This is a genomic window from Tropicimonas sp. S265A, assembly GCF_049800835.1.
GTDB lineage: Bacteria > Pseudomonadota > Alphaproteobacteria > Rhodobacterales > Rhodobacteraceae > Dinoroseobacter.
In genome coordinates this window covers 1-20,034 of record NZ_JBNAFU010000004.1, presented here as the reverse complement: position 1 = coordinate 20,034, position 20,034 = coordinate 1, and the positions used below count along the sequence as shown (strand labels likewise).

Here is a 20,034-nt window from a genome sequence, read left to right as displayed (position 1 = left end):
ATGTTCGCAGTCTGTTCCGGCCTTTCTATGCTCCAAGAACCGCTCATTTGATGGGCACATCGCGAAGGGCAGATGAAAAAAGCGACGCGCTGCGCTATACTCCCCGCCATCGGCCACGCTTATTTTTGTGCCAAATATATATTTTTACGTGCTTTTTTCGGTCTGCGCGGCCGTGTGCAAGGTATTTTAGGAGGATCCCAAATGACATCAGCTCATAGATCATCGCCCTTTGCGGGCCCCCGATATTTCAAACCGGCGACCCCAGGCCTCGATGCACTGGGCCCGCTCAAGCACCTGCCGGGCATCTGGTCGAACACGCCCACAGCCAATTCCGGCGATTTCACCGGGCGCGGTTGGAACCTGATCGCGCTGCCGTTCGAGGGCGAGAACGGCACACCATTCGATTTTCGGGTCTTGGTCAACCAGTACAACGAGACGCTGAAGTTCATGAACCTCGATGGATCGGTGCCGAACCGAGGGATCGATCGCGCCGCGGCGCAGGACACTGATCAGACGATCATGGCGATCGACTACGAGCAGGGGATCGCGCAGATCGCGGCGGACGACGCCCCCAAAAGCGCCGACAATGGCCCCGATCTGGCGGGTGATCCGGGCTTGCCCATTCACCACGAGCCGGGGTTTTTCCTCTTCATCACCAACGAGGTGCAGTCGCATCAGGATGGCGATCTGACGGTGGCGCGGCTGGGCACGATTCCACACGGCAACTCGGTCATGTCCATGGGCCATGCGCGGGAGTTTGACGGGCCGCCGCGTATTCCGGCGATCAGCGGCCTGCCGATTGGCATTCCCGGCGTGCCCGGCATCTTCGGCCTGCCCCCGGGCCAGCCGCCTGAATTGCCCGAACAGGGGTATCTCGGCCCCTATGCGGCGTTCTCGGGCGAGAATGCGTTCCTGCGCAACGGTCCCTTTCCGGGGTTCGACGTGGCCTTGCCGAACTTCCTGCTGGAGTTCGGGATGCCGGACAATGTCGTGCACACGACCGAGTTGGTGTTCGACACGAAGTACGCCACCGGCAACATCGTCAACGTGCCCTTTGTCAAACGGCAGGCGGATGCGTCGGAGATGCGCTCGATCTTCTGGATCATGACGCTGGACAGCGAGCATGCCAATGGCGGACCGCAGCGGGTTCTGGCCTATTCACAACTGGTGTTTCTGGATTTCTTCCAGCGGCTCGATGGGGTGCCGGGGTTGATCCGCTGGCCCCATGTCTCGATCAACATGATGGCTTATGAAGGTCCGCTGCCCGAGCCAGCCCCGGCAGCACGATCCATGCCAATGGGCTAAACTCCGGAAATGCGGGGCGGTTTAGCCCTTTTCTTCGGCGGGGTTGTTGCCATTATCGAGGCATGGATCTGCAGGACCGCTATCCCACCGTCGAAGACCTGCGCCGCAAGGCGCGGCGGCGCGTTCCGCATTTCGTTTGGGAGTACCTCGACAGCGCCACAGGGGCAGAGACGTGCCATGCCCGCAATCTGGCGGGGTTGGAACAGGTCAGGTTCCGTCCCGCCATCCTGAAAGGCCCGCAGGCGGTCCAGTTGGAGACACGGTTTCTGGGCGTTGATTACGACGCGCCGTTCGGCGTGGCCCCGGTCGGGATGGCTGGTCTGATCTGGCCCGGCGCGGAACAGCACCTCGCGCGGGCGGCGCGCGATGCCCGGCTGCCCTTTTGCCTGTCCACCGTCGCGACCCGTCTGCCCGAAGAGATCGGGCCGATTGCGGGCGATATGGGCTGGTTTCAGCTTTACTCGCCTTCAGATCCCGAGATCCGCCGCGACATCCTGCGGCGCGCGTGGTCCTCGGGGTTTCGCACCTGCGTGGTCACGGTCGACCTGCCCGCGCCCTCGCGCCGCGAGCGTCAGCGCAAGGCGGGGATCACCCTGCCCCCGCGCCTGACCCCGCGCATCCTGAGCCAGATCGCGCGGCGCCCGGCCTGGGCGCTTGGGACACTGCAAAACGGCACGCCACGGCTGCGGCTGGTCGAGAGCTATGTCGAGGAAAAAAGCGCAAAGGGCAGCCTTGCGCATCCCGGCTACATCATTCGCGGCGCGCCCGATTGGGACTATCTGCATGCGTTGCGGTCCGAATGGTCCGGGCCGCTGATCGTCAAGGGCGTGATGGACCCGGCGGATGCCTGTCCGCTGGTGGCCGCCGGGGTCGATGCGATCTGGGTGTCGAACCATTCGGGACGCCAGTTCGACGGCGCGCGGGCCGCGATCGAGGTTCTGCCGGAAGTCCGCGCCGCCGTGCCCGACACCCCCCTGATCTTTGACAGCGGCGTGCGTGGCGGGCTCGACATCCTGCGCGCGCTGGCTCTGGGGGCAGATTTCGCCATGCTGGGGCGGGCGTTCTACTATGCGGTCGCCGCCCTTGGCGCGCGCGGCGGGGCGCACGTGATCGAGCTTCTGCGCGACGACATGGCCTCTAACCTCGGGCAGATGGGTTTGCCAAACTTCAAGGGTCTGCGCGACAAGCTGGCAAGCCCGGGTGCGCTGTTTCCGATGGCTGATCCGCCCTATGGACAATAAAGTTTACCACGGTATACACGTGCCGCTGCCACCCCCGACGAAGAGGCCCAACCGATGACTGAGTTCACCAAGATCCTGATCGCCAACCGCGGCGAGATTGCCATCCGCGTCATGCGCGCGGCCAATGAACTGGGCAAGAAAACCGTGGCTGTCTACGCCACCGAGGACAAGCTGAGCCTGCACCGGTTCAAGGCCGATGAGGCGTATCTGATCGGCGAGGGCATGGGACCTGTTGCGGCATACCTGTCCATCGACGAGATCATTCGCGTGGCCAAGGAAAGCGGCGCGGACGCGATCCACCCGGGGTACGGTCTTTTGTCGGAGAACCCCGATTTCGTGGATGCCTGTGCTGCCAACGGCATCACCTTCATTGGTCCCAAGGCCGAGACCATGCGCGCGCTGGGGGACAAGGCAAGTGCGCGGAGGGTGGCGATTGAGGCCGGCGTGCCGGTGATCCCGGCGACCGAGGTGCTGGGCGACGACATGGACGCGATCAAGGCGGAGGCAGAGACGGTCGGCTATCCGCTGATGCTGAAAGCGTCCTGGGGCGGGGGCGGGCGCGGCATGCGCCCGATCTTCAACGCCGACGAGCTGCCAGAGAAAGTCCGCGAGGGCCGTCGGGAGGCCGAAGCGGCCTTCGGCAATGGCGAGGGGTATCTGGAAAAGATGATCACCCGCGCCCGCCATGTGGAGGTTCAGATCCTCGGCGATACGATGGGCAATATCTATCACCTCTGGGAACGCGATTGTTCGGTCCAGCGGCGCAACCAGAAGGTCGTGGAGCGCGCGCCCGCGCCGTATCTGAGCAGCGCCCAGCGTGAGCGGATATGTGAATTGGGGCGCAAGATCTGCGCCCATGTGAACTACGAATGCGCGGGCACGGTCGAGTTCCTGATGGATATGGAGTCGGGCGAGTTCTACTTCATCGAGGTGAACCCCCGCGTGCAGGTCGAGCACACCGTGACCGAGGAAGTCACGGGCATCGACATCGTGCGCGCCCAGATCCTGATCGCCGAGGGCAAGAGCCTGACCGAGGCCACGGGTGTCGCCAGCCAGTACGACGTTCAACTGAGCGGCCATGCGATCCAGTGCCGGGTCACGACAGAGGACCCGCGCAACAATTTCATCCCGGACTATGGCCGGATCACCGCCTATCGCGGCGCGACCGGCATGGGCATCCGTCTGGACGGGGGCACGGCCTATTCCGGGGCTGTGATCACGCGCTACTATGACAGCCTTCTGGAGAAGGTGACCGCCTGGGCCCCGACGCCGGAAGCCGCGATTGCCCGGATGGACCGCGCCCTGCGCGAGTTCCGGATCCGGGGTGTCAGCACGAATATCGCGTTTGTCGAGAACCTGCTGAAGCACCCGACCTTCCTGAACAACCAGTACACCACGAAATTCATCGATGAGACGCCGGAGCTGTTCGAGTTTCCGAAACGACGCGACCGGGCCACGCGCATCCTGCGCTATATCGCCGATATCTCGGTCAACGGGCACCCCGAAACCGAAGGCCGCCCCCTGCCCCCGGCGCAGGCCCGCCCGCTGAAAGCCCCCGCGCCCAAGGCTGCCCCTGCGCCCGGCACACGGCAGCTTCTGGACGAAAAGGGCCCGCAGGCCGTGGCCGACTGGATGGCGGCGCAAAAGCACCTGCTGATCACCGACACCACGATGCGCGACGGGCACCAGTCGCTGTTGGCTACGCGGATGCGGTCGATCGACATGATCCGGGTCGCCCCGAGTTACGCGGCGAATCTGCCCGGTCTCTTCTCGGTCGAATGCTGGGGCGGGGCGACGTTCGACGTGGCCTACCGGTTTCTGCAGGAATGCCCGTGGCAGCGGCTGCGCGACATTCGCGCGGGCCTGCCCAATGTGATGACGCAGATGCTGCTGCGCGGCTCCAACGGGGTCGGCTATACCAACTACCCCGACAACGTTGTGCAGGAGTTCACACGGCAGGCGGCGGCCTCAGGCGTCGACGTGTTCCGCGTGTTCGACAGCCTCAACTGGGTGGAGAACATGCGCGTGGCGATGGACGCGGTCATCGAGGCCAACAAGGTCTGCGAGGGCACGATCTGCTACACCGGTGACATCCTCGACCCCGCGCGGGCGAAATACGACCTGAACTACTACGTGGCGATGGGCAAGGAGTTGAAGGACGCCGGCGCGCACGTGCTGGGCCTGAAGGACATGGCGGGGCTGCTCAAGCCTGCCTCTGCCCGGTTGCTGATCAAGGCCCTGAAGGAAGAGGTGGGCCTGCCCATTCACTTCCACACCCACGACACAGCCGGTGTCGCCTGTGCCACGATCCTCGCGGCAGCGGACGCAGGCGTGGACGCGGTGGACTGCGCGATGGACGCGCTGTCGGGCAACACCTCTCAGGCGACGTTGGGGTCGGTGGTCGAAGCGCTGCGCAACACCGACCGGGACACGGGCCTCGACATCAAGTCGATCCGCGAGATCTCGGATTACTGGGAAGCGGTGCGATCCGAATACGCGGCGTTCGAGACCGGGCAGCAGGCCCCAAGCTCCGAGGTGTATCTGCACGAGATGCCGGGCGGCCAGTTCACCAACCTCAAGGCGCAGGCGCGCAGCCTGGGGCTGGAGGAGCGCTGGCATGAGGTTGCGCAGACCTATGCGGATGTGAACCAGATGTTCGGCGATATCGTGAAGGTCACGCCGTCCTCCAAGGTGGTGGGCGACATGGCGCTGCTGATGGTGAGCCAGGGTCTGACCCGCGCCGAGGTCGAAGACCCGGAGCGCGATCTGTCCTTCCCCGACTCTGTCGTCGACATGATGCGTGGCAATCTGGGCCAACCCCCCGGCGGGTTCCCTGCAAACATCATCGACAAGGTTCTGAAAGGCGAAAAGCCCGACACCGAACGCCCGGGCAAGCATCTGCCCCCCACCGATCTGGAGGCAATGCGCGCGGAACTTGCGGGCAAATTCGACGGGGTGGAGATCGATGACGAAGATCTGAACGGGTACCTGATGTATCCCAAGGTCGTCACCGACTACCTGACCCGACATGCGGAATACGGGCCAGTCCGGACCCTGCCCACGCGCACGTTCTTTTACGGGATGGAGCCGGGGGACGAAATTTCGGCCGAGATCGACCCCGGCAAAACGCTCGAAATTCGGTGCCAGGCGATTTCGGAGACCAACGAGGACGGCGAGGCGAAGGTCTTCTTCGAACTGAACGGCCAGCCCCGCGTGATCCGAATCGCCGACCGCAAGGCCAAGGGGGCGGTCCAGGCACGGCCCAAGGCGGAACTGGGCAACCCGGACCATATCGGGGCGCCGATGCCGGGGGTTGTCGCCTCCGTCGCGGTGCAACCGGGCGCGAAGGTCAAGGAAGGCGATCTTCTGCTGACCATCGAGGCCATGAAGATGGAAACCGGCATCCATGCCGAACGGGACGCGGTCGTAAAGGCCGTCCATGTTGCGCCCGCGGCTCAGATCGACGCAAAGGATCTGCTGGTCGAGTTGTCGTGATCCGAGGCGGGATGTGGTGTGCGCGCGCAAGCGACGGACATCGCACACCCTGCTCGGGCGCGCAACACACAGCCCTTCGGCCAGCGAGGTGCGGAGCAAGGGAGCACACCCCCTGACCCCGCGATTAGGGAGGGGTTACGTCGTCCAGTTCGCCATGACGTTGTGGCCGACCGGCTCTGGCGGGCCTTCGAGGAACTCGGCCATCTGCCCCCAAAGGGCTGCCACGTGCGAGGCGTTGGCATTTGATTTCTCTTCGCTCTCGACCACCGAGATGATGTAGCCGGAGCCATCCGATTGCATGACGTTGATGAACTGATGCAAGCCGTCGAGCGCCATGATTTGCGGCTTCAGCTCTTCCATCTTCGCCACTGCAGCAGTCACTGCATCCGCCTTCATCTTGAATTTCGTGACACGTGCAAACATGCCGTCCCCCCTTATTTGAATTGAGTGTTTTTATGCCTCTGAAACAGAGGACTGCGACTGTAGCACATCCGGTCCGGTTTCCTGAATCGCCGGATTTGGAGGTGCTCTTGTGCCGTCGGGGCCCGGTCAAAAAAACTGGTCGGGACAGTCGTTTTTCCCTTGCAGCACTGGGGCGGGGTCGTTACATCACGCTCACCCAAAGGATGCGGGCGTAGCTCAGGGGTAGAGCATAACCTTGCCAAGGTTAGGGTCGGGCGTTCGAATCGCCTCGCCCGCTCCAACTTTCTTAGAAAAGCGTGACAGGTCAGTCCCCTTCGGGGGTGTGGCGCGCGCCTAGCGCAGCCAGAGCTTTTCGCGTTTCAGCCGGTTTCGGATGGCAGCTTCTTTCACGGGCAGGTTGTCTCGATCGAACAACGCACGCGCTTTCGCGCCCTTGCCTTGATAGATCATGCGTTTGGCAGCCTCGGAGCCCTTCAGCACTTTCTTGATGCGGTTGGGCGCCACGACGCGCTCCAGCGTCTCGACGACCTCGTCCGCCTCACGCGCGTAAAGCAGCGGCAACAGGCGGTAATGGCAGGTGATGCGCCCGTCCAGCAGGCCCGCACAGGACGGGTCCCGCCCGCCGCCGAGGCTGTGGATCACCAGCGGCAGCGCGATCTGGTCCAGCCACGGATCAAAGGACTGTCCGACCAACTCCGCCGGCGGGTCCTTGTCGATCGTCCCCGCAATTTCGCGAAATCGTGCGCCGAACGCCTGCGGACAGGCCCCGTAGAACCACCCTGCGTTGAAGTAGAGGTAGCGTTCCCAGTAGCCTTCGGGAAACCGCAGGTCGAGCGAGGTCTCGAAATCCAGGTCGAACCGGTCGTAAAGCGATTTCCAGATCTCCGTGTGACCCGGGCCGTAAAGGCTCGGCTTCGGCCAGGTCCCCGTACGTTTCATCGAGGCGCTGGGACGGGCAAAATCGAAGGGCACATCGCCAAGCGGCCCCAGGTGCAGCGTATCGGTGTCAAAGAACACGAACGGGGTGTCTGCGGGCAAGGCCGAAAGTGCTTCGATCTTGTTGCCGTTGGGATAGCGCGCGCCGAACAGCTCCGCCGTGAACGGGACAATCTCTGCCCCGAATTCGGTTTCAAGCAGGAAACGGGCGTCGGGGTCCTGTACGGTCGGATCATCGGGCCAGAGCGGCCCGGGCGCGGGTTCCAGCAGGATCAGACGGCCCGCGTAGTCCGGGTTGGCCGCGCGAAAGGATGCGCAGAAGATCACCGCCTCGTAGGTCAGGCGTCCGTTCTGAACGACTGCGCAAACGGTGGGGTCCGAGGGGGCGGGAGGGGAGGACGACATGGGTGGATTTGGCCCGTGTTTTCCGCGACTATGGCAGGAAATCGCGGCGTATCAAGCCGCCTGACCCAGAGGATACCCGATGCGCGTGCGCCCTGCCCTCATCCTGCTGTGCCTGATCCCCGGAATGGCAACCGCCCAGACCTTCACAACCGTGGACGAGGTCAAACCGATCCTGACGGCAACGCAGGGCAGCTGGATTGCCGTGCGGAACTGGCAGGGGCAGGACCTGGTCTATTTCACGCAGGTCGAAAGCTGGCGCTGCGGACTGCGGGAAATCCGCTACAGCGTGAACGGCGCGGCAGAGGCCGTGAAACCGATGGAGCCGTGCTACACCGATGCGCCGTCCCCCAACGCGTTTCAGGACAGTGCGCACCAACCGTACGTGTCGTTTCCGGCAGGGAGTGTGGAAACCGTGTCGGTGACACTCGTCTACAGTGATGGCAGCACGACCGAGGCCAGTTTCAACCGCGCCCAGGTGGAGTTGCGCTAGGCGCGGGGTACGTTTTGCAGCATGAGGCCAAAGGGGGCGGAGGGCTTATGACATTTTATCGGATCATGGTTTTTGTGGCGGTTTTGACGATCGGCGCAGGTCTTCTGGCCGAGCCGTCCCTGGCCCATGCCGAAGATGGTTACGGCGGAGGGTTCGTGAGCGGCCTGACGCATCCGATCCTGGGGTGGGATCACGTCGCTGCCATGGTTGCCGTGGGATTATGGGGCGCATTCCTTGGGGCGCCGGCGATCTGGCTTCTGCCGATCATCTTCCCCCTCGTGATGGCGTTGGGCGCAGGCCTCGGCATGCTCGGGCTCCCTGTTCCGGCCATCGAAACGGGCATTGCACTTTCCGCCGTTGTTCTCGGGCTGATGATCGCATTGGCGACCAAACCTCCGCTCTGGGTGGCGGCCCTGCTGGTGGGAGCCTTCGCGATCTTTCACGGATATGCCCATGGAACCGAATTGCCGGGGTCGGTGAATGCCTTCGGATACATCGTGGGCTTCGTGATATCCACCGGGCTGCTGCACCTGGTCGGTATAGCATTCGGCCTGCTGGCCAAGTGGCCCCAAGGCCGGATAGTCATTCGCGGCGCAGGCGGCGTGATCTCACTTGCGGGCGTGGCGTTTCTGACCGGCCTCGCCTGACCATGCGGACGCGGTGGCGGGCCGGGGCGTGCGGTGCAGCCGTGCCCTTTCCGGCGGCCGCGCACAGCCCGATCGAAGGGATCGAGGGTTTCTATTCAGGGCTGCTTCACCCGGTCTCGACACCTGCGCAGGCGCTTGTCCTGCTGGCGGTCGGCCTGATGGCAGGCGGTTTCAGACCGGCCGAGGCCCGCTGGCCGGTGGGCCTTTATATGACAGCTGTCCTCGGGGGTGTGGCGTGTGGCGCGTACCTGACGCCGGCAGCGACCGCCATGTTCGCCACCGCTCTTGTCGCGGCGGCGATGGCGGCGCTTGCCCCCGGGCGCGGGTTGAGCCTTGCCAGTTGCCTCGCAGCGCTCGGCGGCGCCTCGATCGGGCTACTTTCCCTTGCGGACCCCGGCCCGCCAATGGACAGGATCGTAACATCCCTTGGCGCGGTGGTCGGCGCCTGCATCGGCCTGCTTTACATCTTTGCCTTCACCCGTTTCGTTCAGGACAGGTACACGGTCGACTGGGTGCCCGTTGCATTCCGGGTCGCCGCCGCCTGGATTGCAGCGGTTTCCCTTCTCATGACGCTCATGGAGTTTGTCCCGGAGTGACAGGGTGCCGCCCACGGCATCGGTTGCGCCCTTTTGCGGCGAATTGCGATCACGTGACCGGCGGCGTTCTTGGAAAGTGGTGGGCGACCCTGGAATCGAACCAGGCGTGCGTCTCCGCGAGGGAGTTACAGTCCCCTGCCACACCTTGCGGCCTGTCGCCCAACAGAGGCGTGATTACTCAGACCGTGCTGGGGCGTCAACCGCAAAATCCGAACGCTCTATCAGCGACCTGGCGCCTGATTGACCGGGGCGCGGTCACGCCGTATGCCGGGCCCCTGACCGACAAGCGGAGAAACGCGAATGCCCGCCAGGAAACCAACATGGGTCATCGAAAAGGAACGTGCGCGTCGCGCAGCGGCGGCCCAGACCGTGTGGCTCTTCGGGTTGCACGCGGTCCGGGACGCGCTGATGAACCCCGCGCGGGAAAAACTGCGGCTGGTCGTGACCAAAAACGCCGCCGACAAGTTGGCGGATGCCATCACCACCTCTGGCATGGACCCCGAGATGGCTGATCCGCGAAAGTTTCCCGCCCCGCTCGACCCGGGATCGGTGCATCAGGGGGCCGCGCTGGAGGTCAAGGCGCTGGACTGGGGCCCGGTCGCGCAGGTGGCACCCGGGGACGGGACGACGCGCCCGCTGGTCCTGTGCCTCGACCGGGTGACAGACCCCCACAATGTCGGCGCGATCCTTCGCTCGGCTGAGGTATTCGGCGCAACAGCCGTCATTGCCACCGCCCGTCATGCGGCACCGGAAACCGGCGCGCTGGCCAAGACGGCTTCGGGCGCGCTGGAGCGGCAGCCCTATCTGCGGGTCAACAATCTCGCCCGCACGATGGAGGAGTTGCGGGATATGGGCTTTTTCCTCATCGGGCTGGATGGCGAGGCCGAGACCGAGATCGCCCCCGCCCTTGCCCGTGCCGGCGACCGCCCTGTGGCACTGGTTCTTGGCGCCGAAGGCCCGGGCCTGCGCGAAAAGACACGCGAGACCTGCGATGTGCTGGCCCGCATCCCCTATGCCCGCGCATTCGGGTCACTGAACGTGTCCAACGCGGCAGCTGTTTCGCTGTTCGCGGCCCAGACCGGCGGCTGACATTCGCCCAAGCGCTGCCTATATCGGGGCAAAGAGGATGTGATTGATGCCAGACAGAACCAAGATCGCCACGTGTTCCTATTGTGGGGCCCGCAGCATGCTGGTGCCGACCGCACGCGACGGGCATGAACTGGCCTGTTCGTCCTGCGGGGCGCCCATTCATGAGTTGAAATGGCTCAAGACACGCGAACCGGGGCATAAGAAACTGCAACGTTCCACGCCGCACGCGCCGAAAAAACAGCGTTTCGATCACGACGACCGATCCGGCTACAAGCGGCGCAAGAAACGGCGGAAGCCCTTGTGGCAAAAGGCTCTTGGCGAGGCTGCGGACCTCATCGAAGACATTTTCGACTGACACCCGTCTCACATGCGCGTCAGATGTGTTGCGCCGCTGTATCGGCAGCGCCACCTGTCGAAGCAGATGCAAGCGCAAGGAGACATCTGATGATTTCCAAACGGAATTTCCTGCAAGGCGTCGGCCTTGCCGTTGTGGCCGCTCCCTTTGCCGGGCCTGCACTGGCCGCCGAACCACCCGTTTTTGCAAACGGGGGACAGGCGATCCGTGGGTACGACCCGGTGGCCTACTTCAAACAAGGCGCGCCCGTCCGCGGCACACAGGCCCATACCCATCGCTGGAATGGTGCGGAATGGCTGTTTTCGTCGGATGCGAACCGCGCGGCATTCGCGGCTGATCCGGAAGCCTTTGCACCGCAATACGGCGGCTACTGCGCCTGGGCCGTGGCCGAGGGTTATACCGCCTCGACCGTACCCGAGGCCTGGAAGATCGTGGATGGAAAGCTGTATCTCAACTTCTCGCGCCGCATTCAGCGCCGCTGGGAACGGGACATTCCCGGCAACATCGCGCGGGGCGATGGAAATTGGCCTGCTGTCCTGAATTGAGCATCTTGACACTGCCGCCGGTGGTGGCGGGCAGGAAATCACAGAGTCGTGTGTGGGGCCTTCATTTTTTCGCCACCGCACCTATGTCGACTCTAGAGCGGTCGGGCTCGGAACTCCTGACCGCGCTTCACTGTCCCTCGTTCCGTCACTGATGCGCCCGGCCCTTGGCTCGGGCGCTTTTTTTGTTTCTGGCCACGAATTCACGCGGAATCAGGGCGTGCGCCACCGCGCGACATGGGCGGTCAGGGGGCACGCAAGCCTTTCCCGAACGGCACGGGCTCGCTAGGCTGCCCGCATGGCAGTGCACCCGACAGATGACGACCTGCGCCGGATCCTCACGGAGACCCGAACGATCGCGTGCCTTGGCGTGTCGATGAACCCGGTGCGGCCATCCTACTATGTGGCGCGCTACCTGAGCCTGAAAGGCAAGCGCGTCCTCCCGGTCAATCCGGGCCATGCGGGCAAGACACTGTTCGGAGAAACCGTGCGCAGCAGTCTGTCGGAACTCGACACCACCGTCGACATGCTCGACGTTTTCCGGCGGTCAGAGGCCGTACCGGGGATCGTCGACGAGGCCCTCGCGTCGCTGCCCGGACTCAAGGTGATCTGGCTGCAAATCGGCGTGCACCATGCCGAGGCATCCGCAAAGGCGCGCGCTGCCGGGATCGAGGTGATCGAGAACCGCTGCCCCAAGATCGAGTACCAGCGTCTGTTCGGGGAATTGCGGATGGGCGGTTTTGCCACCGGGGTGATCAGCTCAAAGCTGTAAGGCGTGGATCAGCGGCGGGCTTTCTCAGCCACGCCAGAGGTGCCCTCACGACGTTCAAGCTCGGCCAGAACATCCGCCAGATCAACATCGCGCGCAGCCAGCATGACCAGCAGATGATAGAGCACATCCGCCGCCTCGTAGGTCAGATTGGCCTTGTCGTCTTTTGCTGCGGCGATGATTGCCTCGACCGCCTCTTCGCCAAACTTTTCGGCGGCTTTCTCCGGCCCCTTGGAAAGCAGCTTGGCCGTCCACGAGGTTTCGGGGTCTGCACCTTTGCGCGCCGCAATGGTTGCAGCAAGGCGGATCAGAACATCGCTCATGACAGCCTCACCGGGATACCGGCGGCGGCCATATGGTCCTTGGCCTCGCGGATGGTGAACTCCCCGAAGTGGAAGATGGAGGCCGCGAGCACCGCGCTTGCCCCGCCTTCGGTCACCCCTTCGACCAGGTGGTCCAGCGTGCCGACCCCGCCGCTTGCGATCACCGGTACGTCCACCGCATCGGAAATGGCGCGTGTCAGCGGCAGGTTGAACCCTTGCTTGGTGCCGTCCCGATCCATGGAGGTCAGAAGGATCTCACCTGCACCCTTTTCAACTACCGTTTTGGCGAACTCCACCGCGTCGATGCCGGTGGGTTTGCGCCCGCCATGGGTGAAAATCTCCCACTTGCCGGGGCTGACGGTTTTGGCGTCGATAGCACAGACGATGCACTGGCTGCCGAATTTGTCCGCTGCGCGCGCGATCACGTCCGGATCGGCCACGGCTGCGGAGTTAAAGCTGACCTTGTCCGCCCCGGCCAGCAGCAGGTTTCTCACATCGTCCGTCGTGCGCACGCCCCCACCGATGGTCAGCGGCATGAAACACTGCTCCGCCGTGCGGGTGGCCAGGTCATACATCGTGCCACGATTCTCGTGGGTGGCGTGAATGTCCAGAAAACAAAGCTCATCCGCCCCGGCGGCATCATAAGCCTTTGCGGATTCCACCGGATCACCCGCATCAACGAGATCAACGAAATTGACGCCCTTGACCACGCGCCCATCGGCCACGTCGAGGCAGGGAATGACACGGGTTTTCAGCATGCTGGCTCCGAAACGGGTTCAGGGGTGTTTACGCGGCAGTGCAGGCGCCGACAAGCCTGCCCCTCGCCAACGCCGCCGACGCGGTCTAGAACGGCGCGATGACCGAGAGCTTTCCTCTTTTTCTAGCTGCCCAGCCGGGCCTCGAAGACGCCTTGGCCGACGAAGCCCGCGCGGCAGGGTTTGACACCCCGAGCGTCACGCCGGGCGGCGTCGAAACGCGCGGGGATTTCGCGGAGATGATGCGGGCAAACCTGGTGTTGTCCGGGGCTGGGCGCGTTCTGGTCCGGATTACCGCGTTCCGGGCCTTTCACCTGGCGCAACTCGACAAGCGCGCGCGCAAGGTTGACTGGGGGGCATGGCTGCCCCCCGGTACGCCTGTTCGGATCGAGGCAAGTTGCCGGAAGTCGAAAATCTACCACGACCGAGCCGCCGCCCAGCGCGTGGCCAAAGCGGCCGGGCAAGCCGGGTTGATCCCTGCCACGGGCGAAGCGCGGGATGCCGTGCGCCTTGTGACCCGCATCGAGGATGATCTGGTCACTCTGAGCCTCGATACGTCCGGCGCGCCGCTGCACCGGCGCGGATTGAAGGAATTCGTCGGCAAGGCCCCGCTGCGCGAAACCATGGCGGCGCTGTTCCTGCGGCAAGCCGGGTATGACGGCCAGATGCCCCTGGTGGACCCGATGTGCGGGTCTGGCACGATCCTGCTGGAGGGGGCGGCGGTGGCTGCCGGAGTGCATCCCGGGCGCGCGCGCAACTTTGCGTTCGAGCGGTTCACACAATTCGAGCCAAACGCTTGGCAGGCGCTGAGGGGGTCGGCCGACCCAGCCCTCGGATCGACGCGGCTTTATGGCTATGACCGGGATCAGGGGGCCATTCAGGGCGCGCGTCAGAACGCGGCCCGTGCTGGTGTGGATACGCTCTGCCAATTCACCTGCCAGCCCGTCTCGGGCCTCATCCCGCCTGTTGATGGGCCCGGTCTGGTGATGGTCAACCCGCCCTACGGCGCACGGATCGGCAACAAGAAGCTGCTATTCGGTCTGTACGGCGCGTTGGGTCAGGTCCTGCGGGAGCGATTTGCAGATTGGCGGGTCGGGATCATCACCTCGGATGCGGGTCTGGCCAGAGCGACCGGATTGCCGCTCGCAGCCGGCCCGAGGATTGCCCATGGCGGGCTGACCGTTCAGCTTTGGCAAACAAGTCACTGAGCCCCCGGCTCCGCCGCCGCTTCAGCTTTTCAGAACCGCGAGTGCCTCCGCCAGATCGATTGCCCCGTCATACAAAGCGCGCCCGGAGATCGCGCCATTCAAGGGCGCACCCGTAGCCTTCAGCGCCCGCAGATCCTCAAGCGAGCTGACCCCGCCGCTTGCAATCACGGGGATTGAGGTCGCCTGAGCCAACGCGGCGGTCGCGTCCACATTGGGGCCCTGCATCGCACCGTCTCGGTCGATATCCGTATAGATGATGGCTGAGACCCCTGCATCCTCGAACGATTTCGCCAGATCGGTGACCATCACATCCGTGTCTTCCGCCCAGCCGCGTGTCGCAACGCGCCCGTTGCGCGCATCGAGGCCGACCGCCACCTGCCCCGGAAACGCTTTGGCAGCCGCGCGGACAAGATCGGGATCTTCGACCGCGACGGTGCCCAGAATGATCCGCGCGATGCCCTTGGTGAGCCACATCTCGATCGTGGCCATCTCCCGGATACCGCCCCCCAACTGCGCAGGTACAGACGTCTCCGCCAGAATGGCGTCCACTGCCGCGGCGTTCACCGGCTGGCCCGCAAAGGCGCCGTTGAGGTCGACCAGATGCAGCCACTCGCACCCTGCGTCCTGAAAGGCACGGGCCTGCGCGGCGGGGCTGTCACTGAAAACAGTCGCCTGATCCATATCGCCCTTGTAGAGGCGCACGGCCTGTCCATCCTTGAGGTCTATTGCAGGGTACAGGATCATCGGCGGGCCTCTGGCTGAGTATTTGCGCGCCTGTCTAACGGTGCGGGCAAAGGGCCGCAACGTCACACTTGCCACAGGTCCTCGGGCCGGGTTTTGGTCAGCCGATCGCTAGCTCGTGGGAGGAAACGATGATCAAACCCGGACTTTCAGCGGCGCTCGCCGTATTGCTGCTTTCAACCGGCACGGTTGAGGCGGACGTTCGCGGCGTCTTTCAGACGGCTCCGAACGATGATGGAAATGTCGGCCATGTGGAGTTTTACGATTGCGGCGGGCTGACCTGCGGCAAGCTGGTCCGGTCCTTCACATCGTCCGGAACCCCGATCGACAGTCCGAACACCGGCAAGGACATTGTCTCGGGCATGGCCAAGCAAGCTGAGAACAAATGGAACAAGGGCCGGATCTGGGACCCTGGCGCAGACAAGACGTACCGGTCGAAAATGCAACTGGACGGAGACACCCTGAAGGTTTCGGGCTGCGTCGGACCGATCTGCCGCAGCAACACGTGGGTTCGGGTAAAGTAAGGGGCTCTGCCCCTCTGGCCCCTGCGGGGCCATTCACCCCGAGGTACTTGCACACAAAAGAAGCGGAAAGTGCGCGCCCCCGACCCATTTTCGCAGATCAAGGGCGCGGCTTCTTCTGTGACGGTCATCGGCTCCTCAGCCTGTACCGCGTCGCCAGTTTTTACCTGTTAAGGTTAACGGCGCGTTGTCGTGTTTCTTTTGTGCAAAAATACCTGCACTCCTGCCCTCCGCAAACGTCGCGGCGCTGCTCAGGGGCACCAGGTCAGGAAGTTGGCAATCATACGCAGGCCCGCTGCCTGGCTTTTCTCGGGATGGAACTGCGCACCGATCATCGTGTCCCGTCCGACAATTGCCGTGACAGGGCCACCATAGGCCACATGCGCAATCAACATCGCGGGATCAGCCACCGCCATCTGATAGGAATGGACGAAATAGGCATGATCTCCCGTGCGCATCCCGTCCAGCACCGGATGGGGGCGGTCAATGACCAGATCGTTCCACCCCATATGCGGCACTTTCAGCGTCGGGTCGGCGGGAGAGATACGAATAACCTCTCCGTCGATCCAGTTGAAGCCAGGCGTGGAGCGATATTCACGGCCCACGCGGGCCATCATCTGCATGCCGACACAAATGCCCATGAACGGGCGTGCCTTGGTGACCACGGCCTCCTCGATCGCCTCGAACAGGCCGTTGAACGACAAGAGTCCGTCCCGGCAGGCCGGAAACGCGCCGTCTCCTGGCAGCACGACACGGTCAGCCTTCGCCACAACCTCCGGGTCGGAGGTGACGACGATGTCGCCGCCACCGACATCCACAGCCATGCGTTCAAACGCCTTCTGCGCGGAATGAAGGTTGCCGCTGTCGTAATCGACCAGTGCCGTCAGCACGCCTAAAGCATCCCCTTGGTCGAGGGGACAGCATCCGCCTTGCGCGGATCGGTTTCCAGCGCATCGCGCAGACTGCGCGCCACGGCCTTGAATGCAGCCTCGGCAATATGGTGGCTGTTCAGGCCCGCCAGCTTTTCAACGTGCAGGGTGATCCCGCCGTGGGTCGAGAAAGCCTGGAAGAACTCGCGCACGAGTTCGGTGTCGAATGTACCGATCTTGCCCGTAGGCATGTCGACCGACCACACAAGATAGGGCCGACCCGACAGATCCAGCGCCGCGCGCACCAGCGCGTCATCCATGGGCAACAGGCACGCGCCGTAGCGCACGATCCCGCGCTTGTCGCCCATCGCCTGTGTCAGGGCCTGTCCCAGCGCGATGCCGACATCCTCCACTGTGTGGTGATCATCGATATGCAGATCGCCCGTGCACCGCGCGGTCATGTCGATCAGCGCATGACGGCTGAGCTGATCCAGCATGTGATCGAAGAACCCGACGCCGGTCTGGTTGTCGTAAGCCCCTGTGCCGTCGAGGTTAAGCTCGACCGAAATATCCGTCTCGGCGGTCTTTCGGGTAATGGTCGCGGAACGCATCGATCTGTCCTGTTGTTTCAATGGCCTTTAAGCACGCAGGACGTGCGGTGCCAAGTGTGGGCTGGCAGGCAAGGAACAGACCTGTGACCACAAGGACAATGCCGATCAGATGCGCGAGGGTGGGCACCTCTCCCAGAATGCCCCAGGCCATGAGCGCTCCGAAGACAGGGATCATCTGCAACCCGATGCCGGTCCGGCACGCACCGACCCGGGCCACCGCAACGCCCCAGGCCCAGAACGCCAGGGCCGATCCGGCGATGCCAAGAAACGCCACGACCGAAAGCACAGGCACCATCGCCTCGGCCGCAGGCGCGGGCCGAACCCACATAAGCGGCAACATGATCAGCGCGCCAAGCGTCGCCAGCACGGCCACGAGCGTCATCGGTGCAAGGGTCAGGCGCGCGCGATGCAGACGAACCGAATACCCCGCCCAAAGCGCGCCGCCGGCAAGAACGAACATCGCGCCAGTGGTCGCCTCCTGCTGCAACACCGCCATTTCCCCGCCCGTCAGAATGAAGCAGACGCCGCTGAATGCAATCACACCGGCCCAGCTCTGACGCGCATCCAGCCGCGCCCCGCCCGACACCCGGGACATCAGAAGGATCAAAAAGGGTGTGAACCCGTAGACGACACCGACCTGGGTGGCGCTTGCATGTTCCAGACCGTAGTAGATCAGCGTGTTCGAGCCGACGACGCCCAAGAGTGCCAACACGACCAGAGTGGCGAAATGTGTACGTAACGCGTTGGCGACGTTGCGCCTGTCGCGCCACAGCACCGGCAACAGAACAAGCGCCGCAGCATCCCATCGGGCGCTGTTCAGCCAAAGCGGATCACTGACCTCGTGCACGGCCCGGGCGGCGATGAAATTCGCGGCCCACAAGAACGGCGCCACCAAAACGGGCGCGAAAAAGCACGCAAAACGCAGCATCTGGAAATCCAAAAGTCATCAAATCACTTTGGCGAGTATCCTAGCAAACCGTCAGCAGATCGTTATCCGTAGCATTGCCCATCCTGACGAAACCCGGCATGGTCCGCGCAATTTCGATTTCAGGGAGGGAGCACCCATGTCCGACACCCCCAGCTACGGCTTCGACACATTGCAGATCCACGCGGGCGCGCGGCCCGATCCGGCGACAGGCGCCCGGCAGACACCGATCTATCAGTCTACAGCATTCGTGTTCCGCGACGCCGAGCATGCAGCGGCTTTGTTCAACCTTCAGGAAGTCGGTTATATCTATTCACGCCTGACCAACCCGACGGTCGCTGTTCTGCAGGAACGCATCGCGACACTTGAAGGCGGCGTCGGTGCGGTATGCTGCTCCTCCGGGCACGCGGCTCAGATCATGGCGCTCTTTCCACTGATGCAGCCAGGGTGCAACATCATCGCCTCCACCCGGCTTTACGGCGGGACGGTCACGCAGTTCAGCCAAACGATCAAGCGGTTCGGTTGGTCGGCAAAGTTCGTGGATTTCGACGATCTGGACGCGGTCAAGGCCGCGATTGACGACGACACCCGCGCGATTTTCGGCGAGGCGATTGCCAACCCCGGCGGGTATATCATGGACGTGCGCGCGGTGGCTGATGTCGCCGATGCCGCCGGATTGCCGCTGATCATCGACAACACATCCGCCACCCCGTATCTGTGCCGCCCGATCGAGCATGGCGCAACGCTGGTGGTGCATTCGACGACCAAATACCTGACCGGCAACGGCACCGTGACAGGCGGCTGCGTGGTCGATTCAGGCAAATTCGACTGGACCGCGTCAGACAAGTTCCCCTCCATGTCCGCGCCCGAACCCGCCTATCATGGCTTGAAATTCGCGGAAACGTTCGGTCCGCTTGCCTTTACTTTCCACTCCATCGCTGTGGGTCTGCGGGATCTGGGCATGACGATGAACCCGCAGGGCGCGCATTACACGCTTATGGGGATCGAGACACTGAGCCTGCGCATGGAGCGGCATATCGAGAACGCCGTGAAGGTCGCCAAGTGGCTGGAGGCCGATCCCCGCGTCGACTACGTGACCTATGCCGGGCTGGAAAGCTCGCCCTATTTCGGGCGCGTGGCAACGGTCTGTCCGCGTGGTGCCGGCGCGCTCTTCACCTTCGCGGTGAAGGGCGGATACGAGGCGTGTGTAAAACTCGTCGACAGTCTGGAGGTGTTCAGCCACGTGGCCAACCTCGGCGACACGCGGTCGCTGATCATCCACTCGGCCTCGACCACGCACCGACAGTTGACCGCCGAGCAGCAGGAGGCCGCCGGGGCCGCACCGAACGTCGTGCGTGTGTCCATCGGGATCGAGGATGCAGACGATTTGATTGCGGATCTGGATCAGGGGCTGGCAAAGGCAACCGCCTGATTTTACTGGTCTTTGAATTGCGAAAGGCAGGGCTTTGGCCCTGCTTTTTCATTTTTTTACAAAAAGAAAAACGGCCGGCCCTTTGGTTTTTGACCATCTGGGCCAGCCGTCCGCGACGCACCTTTTGGGTCTCTCTTTTTGTCAGGGGGTTGTCCGGGGGTCTGAGAGCCGTGGTGTCGGGTGGGTCGGTGTGGGGCCCGCGCAGGCAGGGAGGGGACCTGCGCGGGGGGATCAAGGCCTCGCCGGGCGGGGGTTAGCGAAGCCTTAGGGATTTGGCGGTACGCCTTAGTCGTTGGCGTTGTCGCGCTGTGCCTTCAGGGCCAGGATCTCGCCGACCGAGTACTCTGCCGGGTTCA

General features: G+C 63.6%; 21 protein-coding genes and 2 tRNA genes. 14 read left to right on the top strand and 9 right to left on the bottom strand.

What is annotated here, in order from left to right:
- Nucleotides 1–201 precede the first annotated feature (201 nt).
- From ACP15N_RS11815 to ACP15N_RS11805, 3 genes are all read left to right on the top strand, one after another.
- Nucleotides 202–1,305 carry a heme-binding protein gene (locus tag ACP15N_RS11815; RefSeq protein WP_425092481.1) on the top strand — a complete coding sequence of 368 codons (1,104 nt, stop codon included), beginning with the start codon at nucleotides 202–204 and terminating at the stop codon, nucleotides 1,303–1,305.
- 62 nt (nucleotides 1,306–1,367) lie between these two features.
- A complete protein-coding gene (locus tag ACP15N_RS11810) occupies nucleotides 1,368–2,546 on the top strand; it encodes an alpha-hydroxy acid oxidase (RefSeq protein WP_425092480.1) in 1,179 nt (392 codons plus the stop codon).
- 54 nt (nucleotides 2,547–2,600) lie between these two features.
- Complete coding sequence (locus ACP15N_RS11805) at nucleotides 2,601–6,041, top strand: pyruvate carboxylase (RefSeq protein ID WP_425092479.1); 3,441 nt, start codon at nucleotides 2,601–2,603, stop codon at nucleotides 6,039–6,041.
- A 135-nt stretch (nucleotides 6,042–6,176) separates the two neighbouring features.
- Here the strand turns inward: ACP15N_RS11805 and ACP15N_RS11800 are convergent, their stop codons facing one another.
- Nucleotides 6,177–6,464 (bottom strand): hypothetical protein, encoded by a 288-nt coding sequence (locus ACP15N_RS11800; protein ID WP_425092478.1) that lies wholly within the window; start codon nucleotides 6,462–6,464, stop codon nucleotides 6,177–6,179.
- Between the two features lie 205 nt (nucleotides 6,465–6,669).
- On the opposite strand from ACP15N_RS11800, the gene ACP15N_RS11795 reads away from it, so the two are divergent.
- Nucleotides 6,670–6,744: transfer RNA gene (locus ACP15N_RS11795), tRNA-Gly, on the top strand.
- A gap of 53 nt (nucleotides 6,745–6,797) precedes the next feature.
- On the opposite strand, the gene ACP15N_RS11790 is transcribed toward ACP15N_RS11795, so the two are convergent.
- Nucleotides 6,798–7,805 carry a hypothetical protein gene (locus tag ACP15N_RS11790; RefSeq protein WP_425092477.1) on the bottom strand — a complete coding sequence of 336 codons (1,008 nt, stop codon included), beginning with the start codon at nucleotides 7,803–7,805 and terminating at the stop codon, nucleotides 6,798–6,800.
- Nucleotides 7,806–7,884: 79 nt separating this feature from the next.
- Between ACP15N_RS11790 and ACP15N_RS11785 the strand changes: the two genes are divergently transcribed.
- Genes ACP15N_RS11785 through ACP15N_RS11775 form a run of 3 tightly spaced genes read left to right on the top strand, consistent with a single transcriptional unit; the run spans nucleotide 7,885 to nucleotide 9,538 of the window.
- The gene (locus ACP15N_RS11785) at nucleotides 7,885–8,295 is read left to right on the top strand and encodes a hypothetical protein (protein WP_425092476.1); all 411 of its coding nucleotides are present in this window, start codon (nucleotides 7,885–7,887) and stop codon (nucleotides 8,293–8,295) included.
- Between the two features lie 47 nt (nucleotides 8,296–8,342).
- The gene (locus tag ACP15N_RS11780; RefSeq protein ID WP_425092475.1) at nucleotides 8,343–8,942 is read left to right on the top strand and encodes a HupE/UreJ family protein; all 600 of its coding nucleotides are present in this window, start codon (nucleotides 8,343–8,345) and stop codon (nucleotides 8,940–8,942) included.
- A 41-nt stretch (nucleotides 8,943–8,983) separates the two neighbouring features.
- A complete protein-coding gene (locus ACP15N_RS11775; RefSeq protein ID WP_425092474.1) occupies nucleotides 8,984–9,538 on the top strand; it encodes a hypothetical protein in 555 nt (184 codons plus the stop codon).
- A 77-nt stretch (nucleotides 9,539–9,615) separates the two neighbouring features.
- Here ACP15N_RS11775 and ACP15N_RS11770 read toward each other — a convergent pair.
- Nucleotides 9,616–9,699: transfer RNA gene (locus tag ACP15N_RS11770), tRNA-Tyr, on the bottom strand.
- Nucleotides 9,700–9,838: 139 nt separating this feature from the next.
- Between ACP15N_RS11770 and rlmB the strand changes: the two genes are divergently transcribed.
- The 4 genes from rlmB to ACP15N_RS11750 all read left to right on the top strand — a co-directional run bounded on the left by rlmB (nucleotide 9,839) and on the right by ACP15N_RS11750 (nucleotide 12,296).
- Nucleotides 9,839–10,627 carry a 23S rRNA (guanosine(2251)-2'-O)-methyltransferase RlmB gene (gene rlmB, locus ACP15N_RS11765; protein WP_425092473.1) on the top strand — a complete coding sequence of 263 codons (789 nt, stop codon included), beginning with the start codon at nucleotides 9,839–9,841 and terminating at the stop codon, nucleotides 10,625–10,627.
- A gap of 46 nt (nucleotides 10,628–10,673) precedes the next feature.
- The gene (locus ACP15N_RS11760; RefSeq protein WP_425092472.1) at nucleotides 10,674–10,982 is read left to right on the top strand and encodes a hypothetical protein; all 309 of its coding nucleotides are present in this window, start codon (nucleotides 10,674–10,676) and stop codon (nucleotides 10,980–10,982) included.
- Between the two features lie 89 nt (nucleotides 10,983–11,071).
- Nucleotides 11,072–11,527 carry a YHS domain-containing (seleno)protein gene (locus tag ACP15N_RS11755; RefSeq protein WP_425092471.1) on the top strand — a complete coding sequence of 152 codons (456 nt, stop codon included), beginning with the start codon at nucleotides 11,072–11,074 and terminating at the stop codon, nucleotides 11,525–11,527.
- A 295-nt stretch (nucleotides 11,528–11,822) separates the two neighbouring features.
- Entirely contained in the window at nucleotides 11,823–12,296 is a 474-nt protein-coding gene (locus ACP15N_RS11750) for a CoA-binding protein (protein ID WP_425092470.1), read from the top strand.
- A gap of 8 nt (nucleotides 12,297–12,304) precedes the next feature.
- Here the strand turns inward: ACP15N_RS11750 and ACP15N_RS11745 are convergent, their stop codons facing one another.
- Nucleotides 12,305–12,616 carry a phosphoribosyl-ATP diphosphatase gene (locus ACP15N_RS11745; protein ID WP_425092469.1) on the bottom strand — a complete coding sequence of 104 codons (312 nt, stop codon included), beginning with the start codon at nucleotides 12,614–12,616 and terminating at the stop codon, nucleotides 12,305–12,307.
- A complete protein-coding gene (hisF, locus tag ACP15N_RS11740) occupies nucleotides 12,613–13,374 on the bottom strand; it encodes an imidazole glycerol phosphate synthase subunit HisF (RefSeq protein WP_425092468.1) in 762 nt (253 codons plus the stop codon). The genes ACP15N_RS11745 and hisF overlap by 4 nt, the downstream gene beginning before the upstream one ends.
- Before the next feature lie 98 nt (nucleotides 13,375–13,472).
- Between hisF and ACP15N_RS11735 the strand changes: the two genes are divergently transcribed.
- A complete protein-coding gene (locus ACP15N_RS11735; protein WP_425092467.1) occupies nucleotides 13,473–14,579 on the top strand; it encodes a THUMP domain-containing class I SAM-dependent RNA methyltransferase in 1,107 nt (368 codons plus the stop codon).
- Nucleotides 14,580–14,600: 21 nt separating this feature from the next.
- On the opposite strand, the gene hisA is transcribed toward ACP15N_RS11735, so the two are convergent.
- Complete coding sequence (hisA, locus tag ACP15N_RS11730; protein ID WP_425092466.1) at nucleotides 14,601–15,323, bottom strand: 1-(5-phosphoribosyl)-5-[(5-phosphoribosylamino)methylideneamino]imidazole-4-carboxamide isomerase; 723 nt, start codon at nucleotides 15,321–15,323, stop codon at nucleotides 14,601–14,603.
- Between the two features lie 128 nt (nucleotides 15,324–15,451).
- Between hisA and ACP15N_RS11725 the strand changes: the two genes are divergently transcribed.
- Nucleotides 15,452–15,844, top strand: coding sequence for a DUF2147 domain-containing protein (locus ACP15N_RS11725; RefSeq protein ID WP_425092465.1), 393 nt, complete (start codon nucleotides 15,452–15,454; stop codon nucleotides 15,842–15,844).
- A 248-nt stretch (nucleotides 15,845–16,092) separates the two neighbouring features.
- Here the strand turns inward: ACP15N_RS11725 and hisH are convergent, their stop codons facing one another.
- The 3 genes from hisH to ACP15N_RS11710 are packed head-to-tail and all read right to left on the bottom strand — an operon-like array spanning nucleotide 16,093 to nucleotide 18,249.
- On the bottom strand, nucleotides 16,093–16,731 hold the full coding sequence (hisH, locus tag ACP15N_RS11720; RefSeq protein WP_425092464.1) for an imidazole glycerol phosphate synthase subunit HisH: 639 nt from the start codon (nucleotides 16,729–16,731) through the stop codon (nucleotides 16,093–16,095).
- A 2-nt stretch (nucleotides 16,732–16,733) separates the two neighbouring features.
- Entirely contained in the window at nucleotides 16,734–17,321 is a 588-nt protein-coding gene (gene hisB, locus ACP15N_RS11715) for an imidazoleglycerol-phosphate dehydratase HisB (protein ID WP_425092463.1), read from the bottom strand.
- Nucleotides 17,263–18,249 carry a DMT family transporter gene (locus ACP15N_RS11710; RefSeq protein ID WP_425092462.1) on the bottom strand — a complete coding sequence of 329 codons (987 nt, stop codon included), beginning with the start codon at nucleotides 18,247–18,249 and terminating at the stop codon, nucleotides 17,263–17,265. Before ACP15N_RS11710 ends, hisB begins: the two co-directional genes overlap by 59 nt.
- Before the next feature lie 136 nt (nucleotides 18,250–18,385).
- Here ACP15N_RS11710 and ACP15N_RS11705 point away from each other — a divergent pair, with 136 nt between their 5' ends.
- Nucleotides 18,386–19,678, top strand: coding sequence for an O-acetylhomoserine aminocarboxypropyltransferase/cysteine synthase family protein (locus ACP15N_RS11705; RefSeq protein WP_425092461.1), 1,293 nt, complete (start codon nucleotides 18,386–18,388; stop codon nucleotides 19,676–19,678).
- Nucleotides 19,679–20,034 lie beyond the last annotated feature (356 nt).

Coding starts and splice junctions, on each gene's coding strand:
- ACP15N_RS11815 (WP_425092481.1), top strand. CDS start 202: ATGACATCAGCTCATAGATCATCGCCCTTTGCGGGCCCCCGATATTTC.
- ACP15N_RS11810 (WP_425092480.1), top strand. CDS start 1,368: ATGGATCTGCAGGACCGCTATCCCACCGTCGAAGACCTGCGCCGCAAG.
- ACP15N_RS11805 (WP_425092479.1), top strand. CDS start 2,601: ATGACTGAGTTCACCAAGATCCTGATCGCCAACCGCGGCGAGATTGCC.
- ACP15N_RS11800 (WP_425092478.1), bottom strand. CDS start 6,464: ATGTTTGCACGTGTCACGAAATTCAAGATGAAGGCGGATGCAGTGACT.
- ACP15N_RS11790 (WP_425092477.1), bottom strand. CDS start 7,805: ATGTCGTCCTCCCCTCCCGCCCCCTCGGACCCCACCGTTTGCGCAGTC.
- ACP15N_RS11785 (WP_425092476.1), top strand. CDS start 7,885: ATGCGCGTGCGCCCTGCCCTCATCCTGCTGTGCCTGATCCCCGGAATG.
- ACP15N_RS11780 (WP_425092475.1), top strand. CDS start 8,343: ATGACATTTTATCGGATCATGGTTTTTGTGGCGGTTTTGACGATCGGC.
- rlmB (WP_425092473.1), top strand. CDS start 9,839: ATGCCCGCCAGGAAACCAACATGGGTCATCGAAAAGGAACGTGCGCGT.
- ACP15N_RS11760 (WP_425092472.1), top strand. CDS start 10,674: ATGCCAGACAGAACCAAGATCGCCACGTGTTCCTATTGTGGGGCCCGC.
- ACP15N_RS11755 (WP_425092471.1), top strand. CDS start 11,072: ATGATTTCCAAACGGAATTTCCTGCAAGGCGTCGGCCTTGCCGTTGTG.
- ACP15N_RS11750 (WP_425092470.1), top strand. CDS start 11,823: ATGGCAGTGCACCCGACAGATGACGACCTGCGCCGGATCCTCACGGAG.
- ACP15N_RS11745 (WP_425092469.1), bottom strand. CDS start 12,616: ATGAGCGATGTTCTGATCCGCCTTGCTGCAACCATTGCGGCGCGCAAA.
- hisF (WP_425092468.1), bottom strand. CDS start 13,374: ATGCTGAAAACCCGTGTCATTCCCTGCCTCGACGTGGCCGATGGGCGC.
- ACP15N_RS11735 (WP_425092467.1), top strand. CDS start 13,473: ATGACCGAGAGCTTTCCTCTTTTTCTAGCTGCCCAGCCGGGCCTCGAA.
- hisA (WP_425092466.1), bottom strand. CDS start 15,323: ATGATCCTGTACCCTGCAATAGACCTCAAGGATGGACAGGCCGTGCGC.
- ACP15N_RS11725 (WP_425092465.1), top strand. CDS start 15,452: ATGATCAAACCCGGACTTTCAGCGGCGCTCGCCGTATTGCTGCTTTCA.
- hisB (WP_425092463.1), bottom strand. CDS start 17,321: ATGCGTTCCGCGACCATTACCCGAAAGACCGCCGAGACGGATATTTCG.
- ACP15N_RS11710 (WP_425092462.1), bottom strand. CDS start 18,249: ATGCTGCGTTTTGCGTGCTTTTTCGCGCCCGTTTTGGTGGCGCCGTTC.
- ACP15N_RS11705 (WP_425092461.1), top strand. CDS start 18,386: ATGTCCGACACCCCCAGCTACGGCTTCGACACATTGCAGATCCACGCG.